The sequence below is a fragment of the Streptomyces abyssomicinicus genome, assembly GCF_008974245.1.
Taxonomy (GTDB): domain Bacteria; phylum Actinomycetota; class Actinomycetes; order Streptomycetales; family Streptomycetaceae; genus Streptomyces; species Streptomyces abyssomicinicus.
In genome coordinates this window covers 1-20,199 of sequence record NZ_BBZI01000005.1, presented here as the reverse complement: position 1 = coordinate 20,199, position 20,199 = coordinate 1, and the positions used below count along the sequence as shown (strand labels likewise).

Below are 20,199 nucleotides of genomic sequence, written 5' to 3'. Positions count from 1 at the left end.
CCGCCGCGCGGCCGCGGGCCTCGCCGGGCGGCGCCTCAGCCGGTGAAGCGCACCTCGGCGAGGCGGAGTTCCCCGCGCAGGGTGACGCGGACGTCCCGCACGCCCGACGCGGTGAACGGCGCGGTGAGGGTGGTGTGGTCGTACGGGCCGGCGGTGGGGGCGGCCGGGGAGAGCGTCGCCGTGGCCGGGGCCCCGCCGGAGGCCGGCGCGGCGGTGACCTCCACCGTGCCGCCGCCCGCGACGGTGACGGTGACCGAGGTGACACCCTCGCCGAAGTCACAGGCCCGGTAGAGGAGTTCGGCGCGGCCGTCCACCGGGGTGACCGCGTCGCCGGACGTCTTCGCGCGGTCCACGACCGCGGCCCCGGAGTGCTCGTCGAAGTCCGCCGCGGACAGCCCGGACACCCCGACCGGGCGCGGCGCGCCGGGCTCCCCCGGCAGGTGGACGACGGCGCGCAGCCGGACGTCCTCGCTGGACGCCCCGACGAGCAGCTCGTAGGGGCCCGGGGCCACCCGCCGGCCGCCGCGGGCCACGTCCCAGAACCCGAAGTCCGGCAGCGGCACGTCGAAGACCTGCTCGGCCGCCTCACCCGGGGCCAGCCGCACCCGCCGGTGCGCGGCCAGTTCGCGGCGCGGGCGGACCACCGGCGGCTCCACCGCCCGCGTGTACAGCTGCACCACCTCGTCCGCCGTGACCTCCCCGGTGTTGGTGACCGTGCAGGACACCCGCAGCGAGCCGTCCACGACGGCCGCCGACAGTCCGGTGTAGGAGAACGACGCGTAGGACAGCCCGTGGCCGAAGGGGAAGAGCGCCGCGCCCTCGAAGTACAGGTAGGTCTGGCGTGAGCCGATGACGTCGTAGTCCAGCAGGCCGGGCAGGTCGGCGTCGTCGGCGTACCAGGTCTGCGGCAGGCGGCCGGCGGGCGAGACGTCGCCGGCGAGCACCCGGGCGAGCGCGGTGCCAGCGGCCTGGCCGCCGTGGGCCGTCCAGAGCACCGCCGGCAGCGCCTCGGCCGGCACCGCGTAGGGGTAGGAGGAGACCAGGGCGAGCACGGTCCGCGGGTTGGCGGTGCGCGCGGCGTGCAGCAGGCGCCGCTGGTGGCCGGGGAGGCGCAGCGTGGTGCGGTCCTCGGTCTCGCGGCCGTTGATGTGGGGGTCGTTGCCCGCCACCACCACGACCGCGTCGGCCCGCGCGGCGGCCCGCGCGACGGCGTCGGCGCCGCGCTCCTCGACCACCACGTCGAAGAGTTCGGCGGCGTCCTCCCCCTCCGCGGCCACCCGGACCCCGTCCGCGTCGGCCACGACGGGGCGGCCGGTGCCCAGGTGTCGCAGGACGTGGGCGCTTCCCCGCGGCTCCAGGCGGAACGTCTCCCGCACGACCCAGCCGCCCGGTTGCTCGGCCGAGGCGCGCACCCGGCCGTCCTCCGCCGCCGACAGGTACCGCCCGTCCGGGGCCCGCAGCGTGAGCACGCCCTCGCCCCAGTCGGCGAGGTCCAGCACGGTGCCGGCGCCGCCGGTGACCAGCGGCGGCAGGTCGGTGCGGCCCGCCAGCAGCGCCGGGTCGAGCGCCCCCTGCGCGCCGCGGGCCTCGTCGCCGGCGTCGTCGGCCGCGGGCACCTCCAGGAAGGCGCCGTCCGCGGTGCGCAGCCGTACCCGGTCCACGCCCTCGGCGAACTCCACGTGCTCCGCCCCGAAGCGCTCACGCAGTCCCTGCAGCGGGGTGGAGCGGTGGAGGAGCGTGCCGCTGTACCAGTCGAGCTTGCACTCGTCGGCGAGGAGTCCGACCACCGCGAGCCGGGTTCCCGGCGGCAGGGGCAGCAGGCCGTCGTCGTTCTTCAGCAGCACCACGGCCTGCTCGGCGGCCTCCCGGGCCAGTTCCCGGTGGGCGGGGGTGTCGAACGCGGCGGTGCGGGCGTGCGGGTCGTCCCCGGGGTCGAACTCGCCGAGCCGGAAGCGGACCGACAGGTGGCGGCGGGCCGCCCGGTCGATGTCGGCCTCGGTCAGCAGGCCCTTCTCGAGGGCCCGGGTGATGCGCCCGGTCATCACCGAGCTGTCCGTACCGTGGTCGGTGAAGCTGTCGACGCCGGCCCGCAGGGCGGCCGCGGTGGCCTCCTCGTGGGTGTCGAAGTAGTGCTCGGAGTCGACCAGGTTGGACGGCGCCCCGGCGTCCGAGCACACCAGCAGCGGCTCGTCGGTCCAGGTGCGCAGGTGCTCCTCCAGGTAGGGGGAGACGTGGTTGGGGCGGCCGTTGACGAGGTTGTAGGCGGGCATCACCCCGGCCGCCGTCCCGGCCCGCACGGTCTCCTCGAAGGCGCGCAGGTCGTACTCGTGGAGCACGCGCGGGGGGACGGAGGAGGAGGTGACGTCGCGGCCGGTCTCGTTGTTGTGCGCGAGCCAGTGCTTGAGCACCGGGGCGGTGCGCCAGTACACCGGGTGGTCCCCGCGCAGCCCCCGGGTGTAGGCGGTGGCGATCGCCGAGGTGAGCCGCGGGTCCTCCGAGTAGCCCTCCTCGTTGCGGCCCCACAGCGGGTGGCGCAGCAGGTTCACCGTCGGCGCCCACACGTTGAGGCCGACCCTCTCGTCGCGGGCGCGCATGGCGCGCGCCTCGCGGGAGACCGCCTCGCCGACGCGGCGGACCAGGTCGGTGTTCCAGGTCGCGCCGAGCCCGACCGCCTGGGGGAACACCGTCGCCGGGCCCATCCAGGCGACGCCGTGCAGCGCTTCCTGGCCGGTGCGGAAGGCGGCGACGCCGAGCCGGTCGACGGCGGGCGCGAACTGGTGCAGCAGGGAGATCTTCTCGTCGAGGGTGAGCCGCCCGAGAAGGTCCTCGACGCGCTTCTCGAACGGCAGCCGGGGATCGCGGAACGACGGTGCGGGGGGCATCGCTGCGGTCACTTTGGTGGTCCCCTTGCAAGGCGGCGGCGGAAGGCTTTCGAAGCGCTTCGATGCTGGTTTCGGGAGGGGGTCCTGTCAAGCCCGTAGGGCGGCCGGGTCCGCCTTCCCGCCCTTTATTCCGAGACATTCCCGGTGTTTCGCGGGTTCCGGGGCCCGTTGAGGAATCTTGGCGACGGACCTTGTGCACCCCGAAGTGTTCACCTAACCTCGCCTCCAGCTTCGAAGCGCTTCGACAGAGCCGCCGCAGTCGATGGGCCCGGGTGTCCGGGCGCCCCACGAAGGGTTGACGCAATGACGCCGAACGCCGCCCCCGCCCCCGCCGGCGCGAGCCGGAGAACCTTCCTCGCCTCCACGGCGGTCGCCGCCGTGGCGGTGGCCGGCGGGACGCCACTGCTCAGCGCCTGCGGCGCCTCGGACAGCGGCGGCCAGGGAGGGTCCTCCTCGGACAAGGGCGCGAAGAAGCTGCTGCCGTCCTACGTCGCGAACAACGTTGTCACCCCCGACATCCCGTCGAAGAACGGTTCGGCGGTCGGCTTCACCGCCGAGCTCGACCTCGCCACGCTCAAGACCTCGGTGCCCGAGAAGCTCGGCAAGGGCAACAAGGTCACCGTGATGTCGCCCTTCTGGGGCTCGCCGCCGAAGCAGGACAACGCCTACTACAAGGCGATGAACGACCTGATCGGCGTCGACGTCGTCTGGCAGAACCAGGACGGCAACACCTACGACCAGAAGCTCGGCGCGGTCCTCGCCTCCAGCGCGATCCCGGACGTGGTGGTGGTGCCCGGCTGGAACATGGGCGGCAAGATACCCACCGCCCTCACCAACAAGTTCGCCGACCTCGGCCCGTACCTCTCCGGCGACAAGGTCAAGGACTACCCGAACCTGGCCGCGATCCCGACCGACGCCTGGCAGCGGTGCATCATCGGCGGCAAGCTCCGCGGCCTGCCGATGCCGTCCTCGTACGTGCCCAACAACGTGCCCTTCTACCGGCAGGACATCTTCGAGAAGGAGGGCTACGAGATCCCGCGTTCCTGCGCGGAGTTCGAGGCCCTCTGCAAGGAGATCACCCGCCCCGCCGCCAAGCGCTGGGCCTGCCTGGACATGAAGTGGACCGCGTTCAGCGCCTTCGGCGTGCTCTCCGGCGGTGAGAAGCCGCTCGCCTGGAACCTGGTCGACGGCAAGCTCGTGCACCGCACCGAGACCGACGAGTTCCTCGAGGCGCTGGAGTGGACCCGCAAGCTGTTCGCCGCCGGGTACGTCCACCCGGACGCCAAGCTGGGCAAGAACCAGCCCGACCCGGGCCCGAAGTTCGCGGCCGGCGAGTTCCTCATGTACAACCAGGACATCTCGCAGTGGTGGAGCCGCACCGCCGAACAGGCCGTGCAGAACCCGGACTTCAAGATCTCGGGGTTGGACTTCTTCGGTCATGACGGGGGCGACCCGCTGCTGTGGGCGACCCAGCCGGCCAACATCTTCGCCTTCGTCAACAAGAAGGCCTCCGAGGCCGTGGTCCGTGACGTCCTCGCGGTCGCCAACGTGACCGCCGCGCCGTACGGCACCAAGGAGTACATGGCCGTCAACTACGGCGTCGAGGGCACCCATTACGCGGTGAAGGACGGCGTGCCCGCCAAGAACGACCAGGGCAACAACGAGGTGATGAACGCCTTCGTGATGATCGCGAGCCCCTCCGCCACCATCGCCCACCCCGACTTCCCCGAGGTCGCCAAGGCGCAGGTGGAGTGGCAGCAGCGGATGGGCGCCTTCACCAGGAAGTCCAGCTTCTACGGCCAGATGATCACCGAGCCGTCGCGCTGGGCCGACCTCGGCAACGACTTCGAGCAGCTGGAGGACGACATCGTCCGCGGCCGCAAGAAGGTGTCCGACATGCAGCAGGCCGTCTCCGAGTGGAAGAGCAGGGGCGGCGACGAACTGCGCGACTGGTACCGCAAGCTCCTGGACGAGAACGGCTCGGCGGCCGGCTGACCCGGCCCCACACAGGCGAGGAGAGGGCCGTGTCCCACAGCACGGCGCCCCGGAGCGACACCGGGGCGGCGAAAGAGCCGGAGACGACCCCGGTGGTGTCCGGCGACACCACCGGGGGCACCGGCGGCGGCCGGCGGAGCACCGCCGGTCCTCCCGAGGGGTCGCGGCTGCGACTGCGGCTGCGCTGGCGGCGGGACCGCGCGCTGCTGCTGATGTCGGTCCCGGCCGTGGCCCTGATCCTGGTCTTCAACTACCTGCCGATCCTCGGCAACGTCGTCGCCTTCGAGGACTACGACCCCTACATCAGCGACAACGGCGTCGTCTCGATCCTGAACAGCTCCTGGATCGGCCTGGAGCACTTCGAGCAGCTCTTCGGGGACCCGGCCTTCTGGCACGCGGTGCAGAACACGCTGATCCTCTTCCTGCTCCAGCTCCTCCTCTACTTCCCGGTGCCCATCGCGCTGGCCCTGCTCATCAACAGCGTGGTCAGGCCCCGGGTGCGGGCGGTGTCCCAGGCGATCCTGTACCTGCCGCACTTCTTCTCCTGGGTGCTGGTCATCGCCGTCTTCCAGCAGCTGCTCGGCGGCGCCGGGCTGCTCTCCCAGCTGCTGCGGCAGCACGGGTTCGACGGCATCGACCTGATGACCGATCCGGAGACCTTCAAGTACCTCGTCACCGCGCAGAGCGTGTGGAAGGACGCCGGCTGGGGGATCATCGTCTTCCTCGCCGCGCTGGCCTCGGTCGACCAGGAGCTCTACGAGGCCGCCGCGATGGACGGCGCCGGACGGTGGCGGCGCATGTGGCACGTCACACTGCCCGCGCTGCGTCCGGTGATCGCCCTGCTGCTGGTCCTGCGGGTGGGCGACGCGCTGACCGTGGGCTTCGAACAGATACTGCTGCAACGCGACGCCGTCGGTCCCGAGGCCTCGGAGGTCCTGGACACCTTCGTGTGGTGGTACGGCGTCCGCAACCAGGACTTCGGCTACGCCGCCGCCGCGGGCCTCGTCAAGGGCGTGGTCAGCATCGGTCTGGTCCTCGCCGCGAACAAGGTCGCCCATCTCATGGGCGAGCAGGGGGTGTACCGCAAGTGACGACCGAACTCGCCGAGGCGCCCGCCCGGCAGCGGTGGTGGGCGGCGCCGCCGCGCCCCGTGTGGGAGGAGCCGCCGGGCCGTGCCGGCCTCGCGGGCAAGGGCCTGGTGCTGACCTTCGCCTGCCTGGCCATCCTCTTCCCGCTGTGGATCGTCGTCGTCACCAGCCTGTCGTCGCGGAAGACGATCGACGAGGCGGGCGGTCTGGTGATGGTCCCCCAGGACATCACCTTCGTCGCCTACCGGGAACTGCTCAGCGGCGGGCAGGTCAGCCGGGCGGCCGTGGTCAGCGTGCTGGTGACGCTGGTCGGCACGCTCTTCTCGATGGCGGTGTCCGTGCTGTGCGCGTACGGCCTGTCGCGCAGCGGCTCGCTGGGGCACCGCTGGATCCTGATGACGCTGATGGCGACGATGTTCTTCAGCGCGGGCCTGATCCCGTCGTACCTGCTGGTGCAGTCGCTGGGCCTGATGGACACCTACCTCTCGCTGATCCTGCCGAGCGCGGTCAGCGTCTTCAACATCCTGGTGCTGCGCGGGTTCTTCATGGGCATCTCGCAGGAACTCGTCGACAGCGCCCGGATCGACGGTGCCGGGGAGTTCCGCATCCTGTGGCAGATCGTCCTGCCGCTGTCCCGGGCCGTCGTCGCGGTGATCACCCTGTTCTACGCCGTCGGCTACTGGAGCGCCTGGTTCAACGCCTCGCTGTACCTGAACGACCAGGACAAGATGCCGCTGCAGAACGTCATGATCCAGCTGGTGCAGAAGCAGCAGGCGCCGGTGGGGCTCGGCCAGGCGATCAAGACGGGCGAACTGTCGGGCCTGGCGGTCCAGATGGCCGTGATGGTGCTGGCTCTGCTGCCGGTCGCCGTGCTGTCGCCGTTCGTCCAGAAGCACTTCAGGAAGGGCATGCTGACCGGCGCGGTCAAGGGCTGACCGTCCGCTGCCTCCCGCGGTCCCTCCCGTCCGCTCCCTTCCCGTCCGTCCCGTACGCGTAGGCACACGACAAGGCAGGCGCCCATGGACCGGCCCCGAGACCCCGTACTGGCCGACGCCGCACGCGGCCGCATCCTGTTCGGCGGCGACTACAACCCCGAGCAGTGGCCCGAGGAGACCTGGCACGAGGACGTCCGGCTGATGAAGGAGGCCGGGGTCAACACCGTGACCCTCGGCGTCTTCTCCTGGGCCCGGCTGGAACCCCGGCCCGGAGCGCGGGAGTTCGGCTGGCTCGACACCCTGATGGACCTGATGCACGACAACGGTGTGGGGGTCGTGCTGGCCACCCCGACGGCCTCTCCCCCGCCCTGGATGGGCCGCCTGCACCCCGAGACGCTGCCCCGGGACGCCGACGGCCACGTCGAATGGTGGGGCGGCCGGCAGCACTTCTCGCACTCCAGCGCCGTCTACCGCCGCTACGCCGCCGCCATCACCGAGGACCTGGCCGCCCGGTACGGCTCCCATCCGGCCCTCACCCTGTGGCACATCAACAACGAGTACTGCACCTTCGACCACGGCGACGAGGCGGCGGCCGCGTTCCGGCGCTGGCTGCGCGACCGGTACGGCACCCTGGACGCCCTCAACGACGCCTGGGGCACGGCTTTCTGGAGCCAGGGCTACGACTGCTGGGACGGCGTCCTGCCCCCGCGTCGGGCCCACTACCTGAACAACCCCTCCCAGGTGCTGGACTTCCGCCGCTTCACCTCCGACATGCTGCTGGAGTGCTTCACCGCCGAACGCGACATCGTCGCCCGGCACACCCCGCACATCCCGGTGACCACCAACTTCATGCCGCTGTGGACGGGGCAGGACGGCTGGCGGTGGGCCGAGGAGGAGGACGTGGTCTCCGTCGACCTGTACCCGGACGCCCGCGACCCGCTCGCGCCCCGGTCCGCCGCACTGGTCCAGGACCTCACCCGCTCGCAGGCCCGGGGCCCGTGGATGGTGATGGAGCAGGCCGCAGGCGGCGTCAACTGGCGTGCCGTCAACCAGCCCAAGCCGCGGGGCCTCAACCGCCTCTGGTCGCTGCAGGCCGTCGCCCGCGGCGCCGATGCCGTCTGCTACTTCCAGTGGCGCCAGTCCCGGCAGGGCGCCGAGAAGTTCCACTCCGCCATGCTCGGCCACGCCGGTCCGCGGGGCCGTGCCTTCCAGGAGGTGAAGCGGCTCGGCGCGGACCTGGCAAGGATCGGCGCGGAGGTCGCGGGTACGGGCATCCGGGCGGACGTCGCCGTCCTGCACGACTGGCACGCCTGGTGGGCCGGCGACCAGGACGGCCGCCTCTCCACCGAGGCCGGGGCCGACTACCCGGCAGTCCTCTCCGCCTGGCACGGCGCCCTCTGGGAATCCGGCGTGACCTGCGACTTCGCCCATCCCGAGCACGACCTGTCCGGCTACCGGATGGTCGTCGCACCCCAGCTCTACCTGCTCACCGACGCCGCCGTCGACAACCTGCTGGCCTACGTGCGCGGCGGCGGCACCCTGGTCGCGGGCTTCCTGACCGGCACGGCCGACCAGGACGACAGGGTCCGGCCCGGCGGCATGGACGTGAGGCTGCGCGAGCTGTTCGGCGTCCGCGTGCTGCACGAGTGGTGGCCGCTGCCGGCCGGTGAGCAGGTGGACTGCGAGGGGTTCACGGGGATCCTCTGGTCGGAGGAGATCGAGGCCGCGGACACCGTCGACGAGGTCCTCGCCTACCGGGGCGGGGAGCTCGACGGCATGCCCGCCGTGCTCCGCAGGGACCGGGCCTGGTACTTCTCGACGCTCCCGGAACCGGAGGCGCTGCGCGCCCTGCTGGCGCGGATCGCCGCCGGGGCGGGGGTCCGCCCGGTGCTGGACGGACTGCCCCCCGGGGTGGAGGCGGTGCGCCGGGGCGGCCTGCTGTTCCTGCTCAACCACGGGCGCGCCCCCGTGACCGTCCCGCTCCCCGGCCGCCACCACGACCTGCTCGGCGGGGCCGCCGTCACGGACGCCGTCACCCTGGACCGCTACGGGGCGGCGGTGCTGCGGTCATGACCACCGGCCCCGTGCACGGCACCTGGGAGCCGTCACCGGCGGCCCGCTGGGAGGACGCCTTCCTCACCGGCAACGGCCGCCACGGCGCCCTGGTGTTCGGCGACCCGGACGACGACCGGGTCGTGGTCACCCACCACGCCCTGGTCCGCCCCAACGGCAGCGCCGAGGCCGGGCCGCCCGCCCTGGCCGGCGCCCTCCCCGCACTCCAGGACCGGCTGCTCGCGGGGGACCTCACCGCCGCCGAGGAGTTCACCGACGGACGGCCGCTGCACTGGGTGCAGCCCTTCCACCCGGGCTTCCGGGTCCGGCTGCGGTCCGCCGGCGGTGACGGACGCGCCTCCCCGATGCGCCGGTCCGTGGACTTCACCACCGGGGAGGCCGTCACCGAGCGCGGCGGCCGGCGCTCGCGGGTCTTCGTCTCCCGGGCCGACGACGTGATCGTCCACCAGGTCACCGGGCCCGCGCCGGATCTGCGCGTCGAGCTGGACCACCGGCTGCCGGGCGCCCCGGAACACCTGCGCGTCGGCCACCGGGTGCGGCTCACCCGATCGGGCGCCGTGCTCGGCCTGACCGCCCGTCACCCGGGCGGCGACCTCGGCTACACGGGCGTCACCCTCGTCCGGGTCACCGGCGGCCGCGTCGAACCCCTCGCCCGCGGCCTGCGGATCACGGGCGCGGACTCGGTCCTCCTGCTGACCCGGGTGCGGCGCCACACCGGGGAGGCGGACCCCGTGGCCGAGGCGCGGGCGCTGCGCGACCTGCTCGCGACCGGGACGTACGACTCCCTCCTCGCCCGCCACACCGCCCTGCACCGCACGGCCTACCTGCGGGCCGGACTCGACCTGGCGGCCGACCCCGCCGAGCGCGCCCTGCCCGGCTCCGCACTGCTGCGCCGGCCGGACAGCGCCGCCCTCCTGGAACGTCTCTTCGCGGCGGGCCGCTACCACCTGCTCTCGGCCGCCGGCCTGCTGCCTCCCCGGCTCACCGGCCTGTGGACCGGCGACTGGGACACCGCCTGGTCCGGGGCCGTGACCACCAACGCCAACGTGAACCTCCAGACCGCCTCGGCGGGCGCCGCGGCCCTGCCCGAGGTCACCGGGGCGCTGGCCGCCCTGGTCGAGCGGCAGCTCCCGGACTGGCGGGAGAACGCGCGCGCCGTCTTCGGCGCCCGCGGCGTCGTCGCCCCCTCGCACACCGACGGATGGTCGGGACTGACCCGCCACTTCAGCCGCGAGTACCCGCTCCACCTGTGGACGGCCGGGGCGGACTGGCTGCTGGTCCCCCTCGTCGAGCACGACGACATCCACGGCGTGGCCACTCCCGCGACGGCGGCCGCGCTGGCCGAGACCGCCCTGTTCTACGAGGACTTCCTCACCCGCACCGACGACGCGGGCCACCTGGTGGTGGTGCCCTCGTACTCGCCGGAGAACCGTCCCGCGGGCGGGAGCTGGGGCGCGCTCAACGCGGCCATGGACCTCTCCGCCGCCCGGCACGCCCTGCTCACCGCCGCCCGCTACCATCCGGGTGCCGACGCCGACCGCTGGCGCGCGCTCGCCGGCCGGCTGCCGCCGCACCGCGTCAACGCCGACGGCGCCCTCGCCGAATGGGCCTGGCCCGGTCTCGGCGACACCTACGACCACCGGCATCTCAGCCACCTCTACGGCGTCTGGCCGCTCGACGAGATCAACCCCTACGACACCCCGGCCCTGGCGGCGGCCGCACACCGGGCGCTGGAACTGCGCGGCGCCGAGAACGACTCCGCCCACGGCCACCTGCACCACGCTCTGGTCGCCGCCCGGCTCCGGGACGGCGAGCGGGTCGCCCACGCGCTCGGCCGGGTCCTGCACGGTGACTACTTCCACGCCTCGCTGATGAGTTCGCACTACCCGCGCCGCGACGTCTACAACGCCGACGCCGCCCACGCCCTGCCCGCCGTGCTGATCGAGGCGCTGGCGCAGTCCACGCCCGGCAGGCTGGTCCTGCTGCCCGCGCCGCCGCCGGGGTACCCCAGGGGCTCCCTGCACGGCGTGCGCACCCGCTTCGGCGCCGTCCTCGACCTCACCTGGAGCCCGGACGGCGTCACCGCCGTCCTGCACCCCACCCGCACGCTCCGGATCGAACTCAGGACTTCGGCCGGCGCCGGGTTCCTCGACCTGGTCGCCGGTGAAGACCGCGTCCTCACCCTGACGGCGCGGTGACCTCGTGATTCCCCCCACCCATGGAAGGAACACCATGGCAACAGGCACCCTCCGCAGCATCGCCCGGGCCCTGCTGGCGCCCGCCCTCGCGCTGGGCATCACCACGGGCCTCGCCACCGCCCCCGCCCAGGCGGCCGTGTGGAACTCCTGCGACCAGTGGGGCAACACCAACCTCAACGGCTACACGCTCTACAACAACATCTGGGGCTCCGGCGCGGGCAGCCAGTGCGTGTGGGCCAACTCCGGCACCAACTGGGGGGTGTGGGCCAACCACCCGAACACCGGCGGCATCAAGTCCTACCCGAACTCCAAGAAGGTGGTGAACCGCACCATCTCCTCGCTGCGCACGCTCACCAGCAGCTACAGCGTCAGCGTGCCGTCGGCGGGCGCGTACAACACCTCGTACGACATCTGGGACACCGACTACGACTACGAGATCATGCTCTGGGTCAACCAGTACGGGCCGGTCGGCCCGCTCGGATCGTCCCAGGGCACGGTGACGCTCGGCGGCCACACCTGGAACGTCTACAAGGGCGACAACGGCTCCAACCAGGTCTTCTCGTTCCTGCGCACCTCCCGTTCCACCTCCGGAACGGTCGACATGCTGCCCATCCTGCGGTGGATCAAGGACACCAAGCGCTGGATGGGCGACGAGACCATCGGCGACGTGCAGTTCGGCTACGAGATCACCTCGTCGTCGGGCGGCCTCGACTTCCGCACCGACAACCTGACGGTCACGGCCAACTAGGGTCCGCCTCATGAGTGGATCAGGGTCCGCCGTGAGCCACTCGTGGAGCGTGGAGGTCTGACGGGCGGGCGACGGACCGGGCCGGAGGCGCTGTTGCCGGCGGGCAGGAAGCCGGGGCGGCCTCCGGTCCGGTCCGGGCGGCAACCGGTCCGGTCCGGGCTGCGACCGATCCGGTCAGGGTTGACGGCTACCGCATGGCCCTGTCGAACTCATCCTGGTCCAGGGCGTGCTGGGGAAGCGGGGTGGGCCGGGCCCGGTCGTGACGCAGACCGTCCAGGACGAGGGTGAGGTAGCGCGTCCACAGCTCGGGGCGGACGTCACGGCTGTGCTGGGTGACCGCCCCGAGCATGAGCTGGATGAGCGGGACGTCGGTCGGGGTGATGTCGTCACGCAGCCGGCCGGATTCCTGGGCCCGTGCGATGACGGCGCCGACCGCGGGTGTGAGACGTTCCCGGGCCGCGGCCGACCGGTCCTTGGCGCCCGTGCCCTCCAGCAGGATCTCGCGCAGACCGCGGTCGTCGGCGAAGTGCCGGCCGGTGGCGAGGAACATCTGCACCAGCCCCTCCCAGGGGTCTTCGTGGGAGAGCGCTTGTTCCGCCAGGCCGATCATGCGCTGCAGCGTGCTCTCGAACACGGCGTCGATCAGTTCGTCGCGGTTGGCGAAGCGGCGGTAGGCGGTGCCGACGCCGACTCCCGCGTGGCGGGCGACGTCGTCGAGCGTGACGTCGAGCCCACGCTGGGCGAAGACCTCCTGAGCGGCGGCGATGAGGCGTTGCCTGTTGCGTTCCGCGTCCGCTCGCAGCGGGCGCTCCGGAGGGCTCTTCGGATACGGGGTGGAGGCCGCCTGTCGGGTCATGGCATCCAGGTTACCCGGCCAAGTGGAGATGTCATCTCCGATTAGCTGCTAGCGTGGGACCCGTAAGTGGAGATCCGATCTCCACTTGATGGTCCCTGCCCGGGGGAGTCATGAGCGCCTGCCTCGGTCCCACGGCCCTGCCGGGACGCGCCCGGCGGGCATCGGAGAGCAGAAGGAGACAGACCCGTCATGAGATCCCCCCGCGCCCTGATCGTCGGCATGGGCATCGGCGGCCTCGCCACCGCCATGCGCCTGCACGAGATCGGCTGGGAACCCGTCATCGTCGAACGCGCCGAGCAGCGACGTCCGGCCGGCTACTTCATCGGCCTCTTCGAGACCGGCCGTGCCACCGCGCAGCGGATGGGAGTCCTCGACGCCATCGGCAACCGGGCCGGCGCCGACAGCATCACCTACGACGTGGAGCGCTCCGGCAAGCGCCGTCCGGGCCTGGGGTACGGCGATCTGCCCGGCGACCCGCGCCTGATCCTGCGAGGAGACATCGAGGCCGCCCTCCACGACGTCGTCGCGCCCCGGACCGAGATCCGCTACGCGACGACACCGGTGGCCCTCGACGAGGCCCCCGACGGCGTGGACGTGACGCTGCGCACCACGGGCGGCGCCGCCGCCGGGACCACAGAGACCACCGAGACCACCGAACGGTTCGATCTCGTGGTCGGCGCCGACGGCCTGCGTTCCACCGTGCGCCGCCTGGCCTTCGGCCCCGACGCCCGGTTCATGCGACCGCTGAACCACATCATCGGTGCCACCATTCTCAAGGAGCCGGTCCCCGGGTTCCGGCCCCACGACGGGATCGTCCTGGCCGAACCGGGCCGCTCCGCCTGGACCTTTCCCTTCACCGACCACAATCCCGGCCTGCTGTTCAGCTACCGCACCGACGACGAGGACGCCCAGTTCCGCCGCCCGCCCATCGAGTCCCTGCGCCGGGCCTTCGGCCCCGAACCCACCGGGCCCGTCCTGGAACACCTCCTGGAGCAGTTCGAACAGGCCGACGACCACCTCTTCGACTCCGTCCACCAGGTGGAGATGGAGAGTTGGCACACCGACCGCGTCGTCCTGCTCGGCGACTCCGCGTGGTGCCTGACCCTCTACTCCGGCATGGGCGCGTCCACCGCCCTGGCCGGTGCCGACCTGCTGGGCACCCTGCTGCAGCGCAACGGCGACGGCATCCCCCGTGCGCTGCGCGAGTGGCAGCAGAGGCTGAGCCCGTTCATGGCCGCTCAGCAGCGCAGCGGCCGTACGCAGGGCCTGACCATGTTCGTTCCGCAGAACCGCAAGGACAAGGCCCTTCGGACGATCATGCAGTCGCTCGTGAGCCGTCCGCTCGGCAAGCGCGTGATGACGGCCCTTGCCGCCCGGCAGTTCAAGGAGAAGTCCGTCGACATCGCCGCGGTCTGACCGCCGGCGCGTGGGCCGCCCGCGTCCGCGCGGGCGGCCCCTCCCGGCCTCAGGACTCGCGGACCGGCAGGCTCGCCCCGTCGCGCAGGAACAGCGGGATGCGGTCCAGCGGCGCCTTGACGGTCACCTCCGCGCCGCCCTCGTACTCCTCGTCCGTCCACGCGTCCGTCCAGCGCGCGCCCGCGGGCAGGCGCACCGTCCGCGCCGTGGCCCCGGCCTCGAGCACCGGGGCGACCAGCAGGTCGTGGCCGAAGAGGTACGCGTCGTCCACCGACCAGGCCGCCGGGTCCCCGGGGAACTCCAGGAACAGCGGCCGCATCACCGGCAGCCCCTCCTCGTGGGCCTCGCGCATGACCTCCATGACGTACGGCTTCAGCCGCTCGCGCAGCCGCAGGTACTTCTCCAGGACGGCGCCGGCCTCCTCGCCGTACGACCACACCTCGTTGGGGCCGCCGGTCATGTCCGGGCCGAGCGGCATGCCCGGGTCCCGGTAGCCGTGCAGCCGCATCAGCGGCGACAGCGCGCCGAACTGGAACCAGCGCACCAGCACCTCCCGGTAGGCCTCGTCGTCCGGGTCGCCGCCGTGGAAGCCCCCGATGTCCGTGTTCCACCAGGGGATGCCGGACAGCGCGGTGTTGAGGCCGGCGGCCAGCTGGCGGCGCAGCGTCGCGAAGTCGGTGCCGATGTCGCCGGACCACAGGGCCGCGCCGTGCCGCTGGCTGCCCGCCCACGCCGACCGGTTCAGCGTGATCACCTCGCTCTCGCCGGCCGCGTGCAGCCCCTCCTGGAAGGCCCGGGCGTTCTCCCGCGGGTACAGGTTGCCGACCTCCAGGCCGGGGCCCGCCCAGTAGCGCAGGTTCTCCGGGAAGCCCGGCTTGAGCTCCGGTTCACCGGCGTCCAGCCAGAACGCCGTGATGCCGTAGGGCTCCAGGTAGTTGTCCTTGATCCGGGACCAGACGAACTCCCGTGCCTCGGGGTTGGTGGCGTCGTAGAAGGCGACCTGGACGGTCGAGGCGACCTCCTTGTCGGGCCAGTCGGCGTGCGCCAGCGGCCCGTACTGGGTGCCGATGAAGTATCCGCGCTGCTCCATCACCGGATGGTTCTCCGACAGCGGCGAGACCGACGGCCAGACCGAGACGACCAGTTTGACGCCGAGTTCCTCCAGCTCGCGGACCATGGCCGCCGGCTCGGGCCACTCCTTCGGGTCGAACTTCCACTCGCCGAGGTGAGTCCAGTGGAAGAAGTCGCAGACGATCGCGTCGAGCGGCAGGCCCCGGCGCCGGTACTCGCGGGCCACGGCGAGCAGTTCGTCCTGGGTGCGGTAGCGCAGCTTGCACTGCCAGAATCCGGCGGCCCACGCGGGCAGCATCGGGGAGCGGCCGGTGACCGAGGTGTAGGCGCGCTGGGTGTCCGCCGGGGCGCCGGCGGTGATCCAGTAGTCGATCTGCCGGGCGGAGTCGGCCACCCAGCGGGTGCCGTTGCCCGCGAGCTCCACCCTGCCGATCGCCGGGTTGTTCCACAGCAGCGTGTAGCCGCGGCTGGAGGTCAGGACGGGGATGCTCACCTCGGCGTTGCGCTGCACCAGGTCGATCACCAGGCCCTTCTGGTCCAGCCTGCCGTGCTGGTGCTGGCCGAGGCCGTACAGCTTCTCGTCCTCGTAGGCGGCGAAGCGCTGCTCCAGGCGGTGGTGTCCGTTGCCCACGGCCGTGTAGAGCCTGGGGCCCGGCCACCAGAAGTGGGCGCGTTCCTCGGCGAGGAGTTCCGCGCGGTCGTCCGTGCGCAGGAACCGCAGCATGCCCTGGGCGTCGACCTCGACGGTGAGCGTGCCGACCGTCAGGGTGGCGGTGCCGTCACCGATCCTGACCGTGGCCGCGGCGTCGGGCGCGGTGTCGAGCAGCGCTCCGGGCAGCCCGTCGAGGACGGGGCCGCCGAGCCTGGCCCGGACCCGGACCGCGTCCGGGCCCCAGGGCTCGACGCGGACGGTCTCCTGCCGTCCGCTCCACTCCAGGCCGCCGTCGCGCTCCCGCAGGACGCCGACGGTGGGTGAGGACTGGGCGAGGCCGACCTCGGGAGGTGTTCCGACCGGCTGGTTCACGTGGCGTGCTCCTTACGAGTGCGGACGACGGGCCGACCGGGATGCCCCGGGCAGCGTGGGGCCGGCCGGCGGCCTCAGGGGGCCACGGGCGCCGGCCCGGTGCTCGCGCGGACCACCAGTTCCGGCGCGAGCAGCACGATGTCTTCGTTTCCACGCCCCTCGAGCTTGGTGAGGAGGTGTTCCACGGCGCGCCGGCCCATCTCCTGCGCCGGGATGGCCACCGAGGTGAGCCGCACGGACGCCTGGACGGCGACCTGGTCGGGGCAGACCGCGACCACCGACACGTCCTCGGGGACGGCCCTGCCCTGCTGGCGCAGCAGGGCGAGCAGCGGTTCCACGGCGGACTCGTTCTGCACGACGAAGCCGGTGGTGCCGGGGCGTTCGTCGAAGACGCGGGCGAGGGTGACGGTCAGGGCGTCGTAGCCCCCCTCGCAGGGGCGGTGCAGGACCCGGACGCCCAGCGCCCGCGCGCGGGAGCGGAGTCCGTCGAGGGTGCGCTCGGCGAAGCCGGTGTGCCGCTCGTAGACGGCCGGCGCCTCGCCGATGACCGCGATGTCACGGTGCCCGAGCATCGCCAGGTGCTCCACGCACAGCGCGCCGGTCGCGGTGAAGTCGAGGTCGACGCAGGTCATGCCGGTGGTGTCGGCGGGCAGGCCGATCAGCACGGACGGCTGGTCGGCCTCACGCAGCAACGGGAGCCGCTCGTCGTCGAGTTCGACGTCCATGAGGATCATGGCGTCGGCCAGTCCGCTGCCGGTCACCCGGCGCACCGCGTCGGGGCCCTCCTCGCCGGTGAGCAGCAGGACGTCGTAGCCGTGGAGGCGGGCGGTGGTGGCCACCGCGATGGCGATCTCCATCATGACCGGCACGTACATGTCGGTGCGCAGCGGGATCACCAGGGCGATGATGTTGGACCTGCTGCTGGCCAGGGCGCGGGCGCCGGCGTTGGGGTGGTAGCCGAGCTCGCGGATGCTCTGCTCGACGCGCTGCCGGGTGGTGGCCGAGATGGACCGTTTGCCGCTGAGGACGTAGCTCACCGTGCTGGCCGAGACTCCGGCGTGCTGGGCAACCTCAGCGAGGGTGACCATCCAGCTCTCCAAGGTTGTGAAGCGCTTCGACAGTGCGCTGTGCCGATTTGTGCGAGTCAGATCGGGTCGACAGTAACTGCACCACGCCCGGGTGTCCATAGGTGTCGAAGCGCTTCGACAGCCTTTCTCGCCATGGATGTCACGGAGGCGGAATCCCGCGCCTTCGGCCCGCCGGCCGGGGGTACCCGGGGCGGTCACGGAAGGGCGGGTGCGGATGTCGGTCGACCTCGCGGGCTTCGTCGGTGTGGTGCTGGTGGCGTACATGGTCCCCGGTCCGGACTTCCTCGTGGTGCTCCGGTCGGCGGCCGGGCATCCGGCGAGGGGGCGGGCCGCGGCGCTGGGCGCGCAGACCGGGCTCTGCGTGCACATGCTCGCCGCCGCGGTCGGGCTGTCCGTGGTCGCCGCCCGCTCACCGGCGGTGTTCGACGCCGTGCGGCTGCTGGGCGCGGCCTACCTCGTGCACCTGGGCGTCCGGGCGCTCCTGGCCGCCCGCCGCGCCGCGCGACGGGCGTCCGGCGGCTCCGGGCGGCCGGGGGCGCGGCCGGCCACCGGCGAGCGGGAGTCCGCCCGCGGCCGGTGGCGGCAGGGCTTCGCCGAGGGCCTCGTCACCAACGTGCTCAACCCCAAGGCGGCACTGTTCTTCCTGAGCGTGCTGCCGCAGTTCGTCCACGGCGGCGGCTCCGTGACGCGGCAGATCTTCCTCCTCGGCACCCTGGACGTCCTGATCGGCGTCGCCTACTGGTTCGCGCTGGTGGCCGTCGCCGGGCGGCTGCGCGTGTTCCTGGCCCGCCCGGGGGGGTCCGGCACCGGTGGGAGGTGGCCACCGGCTGGCTCTTCATCGCCATCGGCGCCGGCGTCGCCGTGGCGGCGTGAGCGGTCTGCGCGGCGTGAGCGGTCTGCGCGGCCCGTGTCCGGGCTGCCCGCGGCCCGCGGTCGGGGCGGCCGCCGCCCCGGTGCCGTGCCCGTGCTCAGCCGCGGTGCTTCCCGTGCAGGAAGCGCCGCAGGCGCGGCAGCGGCCAGGTGTTGATCACCTCGTCGGCGGTGAGCCAGCCGCGCCGGGCCGTGCCGACGCCGAAGCGCAGGTGGGACAGGTCGGGAACGGAGTGGGAGTCGCTGTCGATCGCGAACCTGACCCCGTGCCGCCTGGCCCGCAGGATGTCCTCGTCGCGCAGGTCGAGGCGGTTGGGGTGGGCGTTGATCTCCATGGCGGTGCCGGTGCGCGCGCACGCGGCGGACACCTCGTCGAGGTCGAACTCGATCCCGGGCCGCTTGCCGAGGATGCGGGTGGTGGGATGGCCGATGATGTCGACGTACGGGTTCTCGCAGGCGCGGACGAGCCGGCGGGTGAGTTCCTCGCGGCTCTGGTGGAAGTGCGAGTGGATCGAGGCGACGCACAGGTCGAACCCGGCCAGGAACTCCCCCGGCCAGTCCACCTCGCCGTCGGGGCCGATGTTCAGCTCGACCCCGTGCAGCAGCCGCATACCGCCGCCCTTGCCGGTCCTGCCCCGCCTGCCGAACGCGCCGTCGAGGGCGCGGACCTCCTCGCGCTGGGCCAGGATCCGCTCCTCGGTCATCTGCTGCATGGACAGGTCGGGGGCGTGGTCGGTGATCGCGTAGTAGGCGTGGCCGAGCCTGGCGGCCTCGGCGGCCATCCGTTCCAGCGGGGCGAGGCCGTCGGTGAGGTCGGTGTGGGTGTGCAGGTCGCCGCGCAGGTCGGACTCCTCGACCAGGTCGGGCAGTTCACCGCGGCGCGCGGCCTCGGTCTCGCCGCGGTCCTCCCGCAGCGGCGGCGGGATCCAGGGCAGGCCGAGCCGGGCGTAGACCTCCTCCTCGGTCGCGGAGACGATCTTCTCGCCGCTCTCGGCGTCGAACAGCCCGTACTCGGAGAGTTTCAGCTTCCGGTGCACGGCCGTCTCCCGGATCCGGATGTTGTGCGCCTTGGAGCCGGTGAAGTACAGCAGGGCCGCGCCCCAGGAGCCGGGCGGGACCACGCGGAGGTCGACGGCGAGACCCCGGGCGGTGCGCACCGAGGTCTTCGCGGGGCCGCGGGCGGTCACCTCCGAGACGTCGGGCAGCGCGGTGAAGGCCCGCATGAACGGCTCGGAGTCCTCGGCGGCGATTAGGACGTCGACGTCGCCGATGGTCTCCCTGCCCCGGCGCAGCGATCCCGCGTACGCGCACCGCAGGCAGCCCTCGATCTCCGACAGGCGGGCGACCACCTCCTCGGCGAGGTCCAGTGCGGTGCTGATCAGCACCCGGTCCCCGGAGGACCGCAGCAGTTCCACGCCGTGCCGGATGTTCTCCTCGGTCCTGGGCCCGAAGCCCTTGAGGTCGCGCACCCGCTCCTCGCGGACGGCGTCGAGGAGTCCGTCGACGGAGGAGACGCCGAGTTCCTGGTGGAGGGTGTACGCCTTCCTGGGGCCGAGCCCGGGGACGGCGGTCAGCCGGCGCACCCCGTCCGGGATCCTCTCCCGCAGCTTCTCGACCGCGGCGACGGAGCCGGTGCCGAAGTACTCGGTGACCTTCTCGGCGATCGATTTCCCGACCCCCGGGATCTCCTGGAGCCCCTTGACGTCGAGCGTGGCGACGTCGGCGTGGTGCCCGCCGATCGCCCGGGCGGCCTTCTCGTAGACGCGTGCCTTGAAGGCGTCGCCCCCGGTGATCGCGATCAGGTCCGCGTACTCCTGCAGCAGGGCGGCGACCTCGTCGTTGGACCTCGGCATGGGGGACGAGTGGGCAGATCCCCGCCCTTCATGCCTACCGCCCGACTCCACCGGGGTGGGCAGCGCGTCTTGCGTTCGGTCCGGACACCCGGCAGGTCGGGC

Annotated in this window: 13 protein-coding genes; 8 read left to right on the top strand and 5 right to left on the bottom strand. The window is 72.7% G+C overall.

The window, feature by feature from the left end:
- Positions 1 to 35: 35 nt before the first annotated feature.
- Entirely contained in the window at positions 36 to 2,894 is a 2,859-nt protein-coding gene (locus GBN72_RS00080; RefSeq protein ID WP_151769542.1) for a glycoside hydrolase family 3 C-terminal domain-containing protein, read from the bottom strand.
- A 291-nt stretch (positions 2,895 to 3,185) separates the two neighbouring features.
- Between GBN72_RS00080 and GBN72_RS00075 the strand changes: the two genes are divergently transcribed.
- The 6 genes from GBN72_RS00075 to GBN72_RS00050 all read left to right on the top strand — a co-directional run bounded on the left by GBN72_RS00075 (position 3,186) and on the right by GBN72_RS00050 (position 11,919).
- Positions 3,186 to 4,877 (top strand): extracellular solute-binding protein, encoded by a 1,692-nt coding sequence (locus tag GBN72_RS00075; protein WP_151769541.1) that lies wholly within the window; start codon positions 3,186 to 3,188, stop codon positions 4,875 to 4,877.
- A 29-nt stretch (positions 4,878 to 4,906) separates the two neighbouring features.
- Complete coding sequence (locus GBN72_RS00070) at positions 4,907 to 5,968, top strand: ABC transporter permease (RefSeq protein WP_151769540.1); 1,062 nt, start codon at positions 4,907 to 4,909, stop codon at positions 5,966 to 5,968.
- Positions 5,965 to 6,900, top strand: a complete 936-nt coding sequence (locus GBN72_RS00065) for a carbohydrate ABC transporter permease (protein ID WP_151769539.1) — start codon at positions 5,965 to 5,967, stop codon at positions 6,898 to 6,900. Before GBN72_RS00070 ends, GBN72_RS00065 begins: the two co-directional genes overlap by 4 nt.
- An 84-nt stretch (positions 6,901 to 6,984) precedes the next feature.
- Complete coding sequence (locus GBN72_RS00060) at positions 6,985 to 8,973, top strand: beta-galactosidase (protein ID WP_151769538.1); 1,989 nt, start codon at positions 6,985 to 6,987, stop codon at positions 8,971 to 8,973.
- Positions 8,970 to 11,171 (top strand): glycosyl hydrolase family 95 catalytic domain-containing protein, encoded by a 2,202-nt coding sequence (locus GBN72_RS00055; RefSeq protein ID WP_151769537.1) that lies wholly within the window; start codon positions 8,970 to 8,972, stop codon positions 11,169 to 11,171. The genes GBN72_RS00060 and GBN72_RS00055 overlap by 4 nt, the downstream gene beginning before the upstream one ends.
- Positions 11,172 to 11,205: 34 nt before the next feature.
- A complete protein-coding gene (locus GBN72_RS00050; protein WP_151769536.1) occupies positions 11,206 to 11,919 on the top strand; it encodes a glycoside hydrolase family 12 protein in 714 nt (237 codons plus the stop codon).
- A gap of 187 nt (positions 11,920 to 12,106) precedes the next feature.
- Here GBN72_RS00050 and GBN72_RS00045 read toward each other — a convergent pair whose 3' ends face one another.
- Positions 12,107 to 12,775: a TetR/AcrR family transcriptional regulator gene (locus GBN72_RS00045; protein ID WP_151769535.1), complete on the bottom strand. Its 669-nt coding sequence runs from the start codon at positions 12,773 to 12,775 to the stop codon at positions 12,107 to 12,109.
- A 189-nt stretch (positions 12,776 to 12,964) separates the two neighbouring features.
- Between GBN72_RS00045 and GBN72_RS00040 the strand changes: the two genes are divergently transcribed.
- Positions 12,965 to 14,191 carry an FAD-dependent monooxygenase gene (locus tag GBN72_RS00040; protein ID WP_151769534.1) on the top strand — a complete coding sequence of 409 codons (1,227 nt, stop codon included), beginning with the start codon at positions 12,965 to 12,967 and terminating at the stop codon, positions 14,189 to 14,191.
- Between the two features lie 49 nt (positions 14,192 to 14,240).
- Here the strand turns inward: GBN72_RS00040 and GBN72_RS00035 are convergent, their stop codons facing one another.
- Both GBN72_RS00035 and GBN72_RS00030 read right to left on the bottom strand, forming a co-directional pair.
- Positions 14,241 to 16,286 carry a glycoside hydrolase family 31 protein gene (locus GBN72_RS00035; protein WP_151769533.1) on the bottom strand — a complete coding sequence of 682 codons (2,046 nt, stop codon included), beginning with the start codon at positions 16,284 to 16,286 and terminating at the stop codon, positions 14,241 to 14,243.
- Between the two features lie 74 nt (positions 16,287 to 16,360).
- Positions 16,361 to 17,374: a LacI family DNA-binding transcriptional regulator gene (locus tag GBN72_RS00030; protein ID WP_151769532.1), complete on the bottom strand. Its 1,014-nt coding sequence runs from the start codon at positions 17,372 to 17,374 to the stop codon at positions 16,361 to 16,363.
- Between the two features lie 214 nt (positions 17,375 to 17,588).
- Here GBN72_RS00030 and GBN72_RS00025 point away from each other — a divergent pair, with 214 nt between their 5' ends.
- Complete coding sequence (locus GBN72_RS00025; protein ID WP_246212178.1) at positions 17,589 to 18,401, top strand: LysE family translocator; 813 nt, start codon at positions 17,589 to 17,591, stop codon at positions 18,399 to 18,401.
- Here the strand turns inward: GBN72_RS00025 and polX are convergent.
- Positions 18,343 to 20,097: a DNA polymerase/3'-5' exonuclease PolX gene (gene polX / locus GBN72_RS00020; RefSeq protein ID WP_151769531.1), complete on the bottom strand. Its 1,755-nt coding sequence runs from the start codon at positions 20,095 to 20,097 to the stop codon at positions 18,343 to 18,345. The genes GBN72_RS00025 and polX overlap by 59 nt on opposite strands.
- Positions 20,098 to 20,199: the final 102 nt, after the last annotated feature.

Bases quoted from the DNA above. Each gene is read 5' to 3' on its own strand.
- GBN72_RS00075 (WP_151769541.1), top strand. From the start codon at position 3,186: ATGACGCCGAACGCCGCCCCCGCCCCCGCCGGCGCGAGCCGGAGAACC.
- GBN72_RS00060 (WP_151769538.1), top strand. From the start codon at position 6,985: ATGGACCGGCCCCGAGACCCCGTACTGGCCGACGCCGCACGCGGCCGC.
- GBN72_RS00055 (WP_151769537.1), top strand. From the start codon at position 8,970: ATGACCACCGGCCCCGTGCACGGCACCTGGGAGCCGTCACCGGCGGCC.
- GBN72_RS00050 (WP_151769536.1), top strand. From the start codon at position 11,206: ATGGCAACAGGCACCCTCCGCAGCATCGCCCGGGCCCTGCTGGCGCCC.
- GBN72_RS00045 (WP_151769535.1), bottom strand. From the start codon at position 12,775: ATGACCCGACAGGCGGCCTCCACCCCGTATCCGAAGAGCCCTCCGGAG.
- GBN72_RS00040 (WP_151769534.1), top strand. From the start codon at position 12,965: ATGAGATCCCCCCGCGCCCTGATCGTCGGCATGGGCATCGGCGGCCTC.
- GBN72_RS00030 (WP_151769532.1), bottom strand. From the start codon at position 17,374: ATGGTCACCCTCGCTGAGGTTGCCCAGCACGCCGGAGTCTCGGCCAGC.
- GBN72_RS00025 (WP_246212178.1), top strand. From the start codon at position 17,589: ATGTCGGTCGACCTCGCGGGCTTCGTCGGTGTGGTGCTGGTGGCGTAC.
- polX (WP_151769531.1), bottom strand. From the start codon at position 20,097: ATGCCGAGGTCCAACGACGAGGTCGCCGCCCTGCTGCAGGAGTACGCG.